Origin of the sequence: Anabaena sp. AL93 (assembly GCF_001672085.1) — a bacterium.
Taxonomy (GTDB): domain Bacteria; phylum Cyanobacteriota; class Cyanobacteriia; order Cyanobacteriales; family Nostocaceae; genus Dolichospermum; species Dolichospermum heterosporum.
Genome location: NZ_LJOU01000170.1, coordinates 1 through 6,504 on the forward strand (window position 1 = coordinate 1; position 6,504 = coordinate 6,504).

6 protein-coding genes are annotated in these 6,504 nt (G+C 41.7%); 5 read left to right on the plus strand and 1 reads right to left on the minus strand.

All coding sequences use genetic code 11. The features are described from left to right. Positions 1–76: 76 nt before the first annotated feature. The gene (locus AN486_RS25850; protein WP_290602981.1) at positions 77–1,327 is read right to left on the minus strand and encodes a competence/damage-inducible protein A; all 1,251 of its coding nucleotides are present in this window, start codon (positions 1,325–1,327) and stop codon (positions 77–79) included. 277 nt (positions 1,328–1,604) lie between these two features. Here AN486_RS25850 and AN486_RS25855 point away from each other — a divergent pair, with 277 nt between their 5' ends. The 5 genes from AN486_RS25855 (at position 1,605) to AN486_RS25875 (ending at position 5,862) form a co-directional block, all read left to right on the plus strand. Continuing rightward, complete coding sequence (locus AN486_RS25855; protein ID WP_053538132.1) at positions 1,605–1,811, plus strand: hypothetical protein; 207 nt, start codon at positions 1,605–1,607, stop codon at positions 1,809–1,811. 255 nt (positions 1,812–2,066) lie between these two features. Continuing rightward, positions 2,067–2,747 (plus strand): uracil-DNA glycosylase, encoded by a 681-nt coding sequence (locus tag AN486_RS25860; RefSeq protein WP_053538130.1) that lies wholly within the window; start codon positions 2,067–2,069, stop codon positions 2,745–2,747. 381 nt (positions 2,748–3,128) lie between these two features. Continuing rightward, positions 3,129–3,347 carry a hypothetical protein gene (locus AN486_RS25865; RefSeq protein ID WP_290602982.1) on the plus strand — a complete coding sequence of 73 codons (219 nt, stop codon included), beginning with the start codon at positions 3,129–3,131 and terminating at the stop codon, positions 3,345–3,347. A 156-nt stretch (positions 3,348–3,503) separates the two neighbouring features. Further along, positions 3,504–4,379, plus strand: a complete 876-nt coding sequence (locus tag AN486_RS25870) for a Tab2/Atab2 family RNA-binding protein (RefSeq protein WP_290602984.1) — start codon at positions 3,504–3,506, stop codon at positions 4,377–4,379. A gap of 169 nt (positions 4,380–4,548) precedes the next feature. Further along, a complete protein-coding gene (locus AN486_RS25875; protein ID WP_053538128.1) occupies positions 4,549–5,862 on the plus strand; it encodes a TldD/PmbA family protein in 1,314 nt (437 codons plus the stop codon). Positions 5,863–6,504 lie beyond the last annotated feature (642 nt).

Below are 6,504 nucleotides of genomic sequence, written 5' to 3' on the forward strand. Positions count from 1 at the left end.
CCTACATCCCCTACATCTCCTACCCCCCTAACCCCCCCTACTTGCCTTCACCCGTCATTTTCGGGTTAACAGACTACTAGCTTGTGAGCAGATGTCGCCGCAGATGATCTAAGGCTGTATTTGCACTTACATAACGAATTAAAGACCGTCCCCGAATTGTTCCGAAGCGATGTTCAAAACTGATTACTTCATTACCAGGACCAGCTAAACCAATATAGACTAAACCCACTGGTTTGGTTTGGGTTCCCCCGGTTGGTCCAGCAATGCCTGTAATACTTAATCCCCAAGTGGTTGAAAGCCGATTTTTAACGCCAATAGCCATTTGTTCAGCTACTGTCGCACTTACTGCCCCAAATTCCTCTAAATCCTCTGGGTTGACTCCTAATAGTCCAACTTTGACAGAATTATCGTAGGCAATTACCCCACCCCAAAAGTAATCAGAACTACCAGAAATTTCCGTTAACATTTGCCCCAGTCCCCCACCGGTGCAAGATTCGGCTACAGATAGGGTTTCTCCCGCAGACTTTAATAAATTACCAACGACAGCAGCAAGGGTGTCATTGTCAATGCCATAATAATCTAAGCCAGCAATTTCTATTAGTTGTTTTTCAATGGGTGCAATTAAAGCTTCTGCGGTTGTTGCGTCTGTGGCTTTAGCAGAGATTCGCAGTCTGACCTCTCCCTTGCCTGCATAGGGGGCTACTGTGGGATTAGTTAAATTAAAGTAGGGGGCTACTTTTTCGGCTAAAGCAGATTCTCCAATTCCCCAAAATCTTAAACTGCGACTATAAATAATTTCCTTTCCCCAACCTTGACTTTTCAGGAAAGGTACTGCGGTTTCGGTCCACATTCGATACATTTCGCTGGGAACACCAGGGAAAGTAAAAATAGTTAATCCTGGACGGGGTTGCCAAATAATACCCGGTGCTGTTCCTGTAGGGTTGGGTAAAATTTCTGCACCTTGGGGAATTAAGGCTTGTTTGCGATTATTAGCGGACATTATTCGTCCCCGTTGGGCAAATTTTTCGGCTATATCTTCGACAATATCGGCTCGTTCTATGAGAGGAACGCCAAAAAAATCAGCGATAGTTTCGCAGGTGAGATCATCGGGTGTGGGTCCTAAACCACCTGTGAAAATGAGAATTTGTACTCTGGAAGCAGCAATTTCTATAACTTCTTTGAGTCGGTCTGGATTATCGCCGACGACGGTTTGATAGTAGTGAGGAATGCCTAACTGTGCTAATTGTTGAGCAAGATATTGGGCATTGCTGTTGAGGATATCTCCTAGCAGCATTTCTGTACCAACGCAAATAATTTCTGCACTCATGGGATTAGGAAGGAATTGGGAATAGGAATCTGGGAAGAACTGGTGATATTAAATACTCGCTTGAATTTTGCTTATTTCTGTACATAAGGGAACACCAAAAAATAAATTAACCAATTTTGTGGGATGGGCATCCTGCCCGTCCTTGATGATTAGCGGGCAATTCGTCCCGCACCACAAGAAATTTTTGGGTATTTTTTTAATTGGAAGTCCCTAAATTTAATAAGTATTATAAAATTAAAGATGACGGTTTTAACACGATATTTTCAAAATATAAACTATGAATATTTGGGTGAATGAACAAATTGATCCTTCTGGACTGATTCACGCCTGTATTGCCTCTTGTGATGAATCTCAGGCTAGAGATTGTCATGAGTCGTTTAAGACTAATCTCACGAACTCTCAAAAGGCAGAGGGCTGGATTGCAAAATTACGAACAGTCAAATCTTGGGATGATGTGCCAGTTAATGCTTTAAAACTTGATTAATTAGAGTGTGCTGTCTGGAAAAAAGGGCGATACTTGTGATGAGGTAGACAAAGCCCCAATCTCATTCTGTCTATTAATTGATAGGATGGGTGGTAATAAGTAGGTGAACGGAAAAAACCGAAATATGTAACGAAAAGTAAAATCGCCCAAATCCTCTTCACTCTTGCCTCTTGCCTTGCCATAACGACGATTTTCAATGCTAACCTACTTATTTGCGTTAATATTCTGAAGTTTCCAGTTACCATTCTAAATTCCATGCAGCATGAGACTCAACTTAGTTTATTTGATAACTCCAGCTTAAACCAAAGAGAGCTAATTACTACAAGTAATAAAATTCCCATTCCGCCGGGAACTTATGAGAATGTAGAGGAATTGACAAAACATTGCAATGGCTGTCAGCGTTGTGCGTTAGCCCAAAACCGTACTCATGCTGTGGTTGGGCGTGGTAATCTCCAAGCCGATATTATGATTATTGGAGAAGCACCGGGGAAAAATGAGGATGAAACAGGTTTACCATTTGTGGGTAGATCAGGACAATTACTAGAAAGTATCTTAGCTTCAGTAAATTTAAGTACAGAAAGAGATATATATATTGCCAATATTTGTAAGTGTAGACCACCGGAAAACCGTGTACCGACTAATGAAGAGGCTGCTGCTTGTAAACCATATTTATTTGAGCAGATTCGCCTGGTTGACCCAAAAATTATCTTATTAACAGGTGCAACTTCTGTGAAGGGTGTGATTGGTGATAACCGTCCGATTACTAAAATTCGTGGTCAATGGTTGGAGTGGGAAGGGCGCTTATGTATGCCTATTTTTCATCCCTCTTACTTGTTGCGTAATCCTTCACGGGAAAAAGGAAAGCCTAAATGGCTCATGTGGCAAGATATACAGGTGGTTCGTGCCAAGTTTGATGAGTTGACAAACTCTATTTAGGGTTTGCTGGAAAAGTTATCTGTGAGGGCAGGGAACTCTTAACTGGGAACTCTTAACAGGGAACAGTTTTAATTTGTGTGTACACGATAGCTCCTAAAAGGCTACGGTATACACACAAGTTATCGAATCACCATTATTCCTCAAATTACCCACCCTAACCCTCCCCGATGCTTTGGGGAGGGAACTAATTTTTCCGGTTTCCCCCTCGCTCACTTACATATTAGAGACTTCCAATTAAAAAAATATCCTAAAATTTCTTGTGGTGCGGGCATCTTGCCCGCTAATAATACAAGGACGGGCAAGATGCCCATCCCACATCCCACAAGATTGGATCATCTTTTTTGTGGAGTTCTCTTAGAGTAAACAAATCCAAATCACCAAATGGTGATAACAAATATACAGTTAGATCCAAAAATGCGATCGCTCTTTACAAATATACGCCTTATGCGAGTTAAAAATATTGTGGTTCTATCAGGGTTTCCAGAGTTCTCTAGAACGATAATTCCAGAATCATCAACGGTATTACAAGGGTTTCAGCATTTAATTCACATAAGCCGTAATATATATCAATCTCAAGCCCAACGCTACTGTCAAGGATAGAGACTGGATCTTCCTTTTTAGTACATTATATTGCATCTATTTTTTGTAAAAGCGTATATTGTTATTCTCCAAAATTAGTAAATATCAATGCTCCTGTAAATTGGTAAAGTTAGGAAATCACAAATATTTAAGTCATCAGATTTTTACCGCTAAAACATGGGCAGCCAGAGAAAAATGTACTGGGAACTCGATTTTTACTCCCGTCCGATTTTGGACGAAAATCAGAAAAAAGTGTGGGAAATGTTGGTGTGCGAAAGTCCTGTAGATATTGGTACACCAACGGATTCTCTGTTTCGCTATGCTAAATATTGCCCAAGTACCCAGGTAAATTCGGGTTGGCTACGGACAGCAATCCAGGAAGCGATAGAAGAAGCTGGTACAGCACCTACCAAAATCCGCTTTTTCCGCCGCCAAATGAATAACATGATCACCAAATCCTGTGAAGACGTGGGAGTACCCGCCGTACCAAGTCGGCGGACGTTGGTTCTCAACCAGTGGATACAGCAGCGAATGAAGGAAGTTTATCCCCAAGAACCAGGATATCAGGGGGTAGTTAATCCTTCGGTGCGTTTAGATAGACCCTTGCCCCAGCGATTACCAGATGCGTTGGAAGGAAAACAATGGGCTTTTGTGACTTTAGAGGCTAGTGATTTGGCGGAAATGCCGGATTGGGAAATTGGCTTTGGTGAAGCTTTTCCCCTAGAGTTGGCGCAATTATCTCCAGAAACTCGGATTCCAGGAATTTTGATTTTCTCCCCCAGGGCTTTACCCATAGCGGGTTGGATGTCTGGTTTAGAAATGGCTTATTTGCACTTTGACACCAAGCAAGGCAACAGGTTGATTTTAGAAACGGGGGCTACGGAAAGTTGGGTGGTGGCTAATATCCGCACTCCTGAACTTTTGGCAGAAGCACAGGGCTTTGCGGTAGCTAAGGAACAAGCCAATGGCGTACATTTTATTGGTGTCCAGTCCGATTCTCAATCCCAATATTTTGCGGGCTTTTGGCTGTTACAAGAAATCAATTTGCCATGAGGGTACAAGCAGGGATAAGCTCTAAACTGGTGCAAATGAGTGTTTCTTATCTGTTCCCTGTTCCCTGTTCCCTGTTCCCTTTTTTGTAACTGTTGATGACACGCTAATGGGATAATGATGTACGTCTATTAAGCGATTTATATCCAAAATCCATAATTCATAAAGGGACATGGGTTCTGCAAATTTGTTACAAGATACACTGGCGGAACAACTGCTAGAACTTGCCCTCAAATCTGGCGCTGAGGCTGCGGAAGTATATCAATCACGATCGCTTTCTCGACCAGTTTTTTTTGAGGCTAACCGTCTCAAACAACTAGAAACCAGTCAATCTGAGGGTACAGCCCTACGGCTATGGCGGAATGGTTGTCCCGGTTTGACGGTGGCTTATGGCGATGTTGATCCCCAAGCTATGGTGGAGAAATCTTTGGCACTGAGTCAATTAAATCCACCGGAAACAGTAGAATTAGGGACTTATGGCGAGGATTCTTACTCAGATTTAGGCACATCTGTATCCGTAGAGATGTTGATTAACTGGGGCAAAGAAGCGATCGCCTTAATTCGTGATGTCTATCCAGATATTCTTTGCCATAGTGACTGGGAATGCGATATAGAAAACACTAGACTGATCAACAGCAAAGGTTTAGATTCTCACTACACCGACACCACACTTAGCTGCTATATGTCAGCGGAATGGGTGAGAGGTGATGATTTTCTCAGTGTTGCTGATGGTCAAACTCAACGCGATAAACTCAACCCAGAGAAAGTAGCCAGCCAAATTTTACAGCGATTAAATTGGGCTAAAGAAAACATTCCTAGTCCCAGTGGTCGTAGTCCTGTATTGTTCACTTCCAAAGCAGCAGATATGCTGTGGGGAACTGTGCAATCAGCTTTGAATGGTAAACACATCTTGGAAAAAGCTTCCCCCTGGGCAGATAGATTGGGTAAACCAGTTATTGCCCCCACCCTGACCCTTTACCAAAACCCAAAAGCTGGTCCCTATAGTTGTCCCTTTGATGATGAAGGTCAACCTACCCAGTCATTGATATTTATCGAAAATGGGATTTTACGGAATTTTTATAGCGATCGCACTACTGGACAACAATTAAACAGCGGTAGCACTGGTAATGGTTTTCGCCCTGGCTTAGGTAGTTATCCCACTCCTGGATTATTTAACTTCCTGATTCAACCTGGTGATCTTTCCCTATTAGACTTGATTAAAAAGATGGATGATGGCTTAATTATCGATCAAATGTTAGGTAGTTGTAGCGGACTATCAGGTGATTTTTCCATCAATGTTGATTTGGGATATCGGGTCAAAAACGGGCAAATAATTGGCAGAGTCAAAGATACAATGGTAGCAGGTAACGTCTACACAGCCCTAAAACAAGTGGTGCAACTAGGTGGAGATGCGGATTGGAATGGTTCTTGTTATACACCATCGCTGATAGTAGAAGGACTATCCATTACTGGGAAAAATAGTTAATATTATACATCTCAGATCCCCGACTTCTTCAAGAAGTCGGGGATCTAACACAACGCAATGATATAGACGTTTGGGAAGGGTGGGGTATGAGGGGTATTGGGGGGATGGGACGAACAGGGGAAGTTGTCTCTTCTCTCGCGTCGAGACTTGTAAGTTTTAACATTTAAGAGTTACAGAAAAATATTCTGAATCAGGATAACCAGGATTAAAGGATTGACAGGATGGTAATTTATAGATGGTTTGTTTGGTGATGAAAGTTGTATTTGTCAGAATCAGGATAACCAGGATTAAAGGATTGACAGGATGGTAATTTATAGATGGTTTGTTTGGTGATGAAAGTTGTATTTGTCAGAATCAGGATAACCAGGATTAAAGGATTGACAGGATGGTAATTTATAGATGGTTTGTTAGTGATGAAAATTGCATTTGTCAGAATCAGGATAACCAGGATTAAAGGATTGACAGGATGGTAATTTATAGATGGTTTGTTTGGTGATGAAAGTTGTATTTGTCAGAATCAGGATACCCAGGATTAAAGGATTTTCAGGATGGTAATTTATAGATGGTTTGTTTGGTGATGAAAATTGCATTTGTCAGAATCAGGATACCCAGGATTAAAGGATTTTCAGGATGGTAATTTAT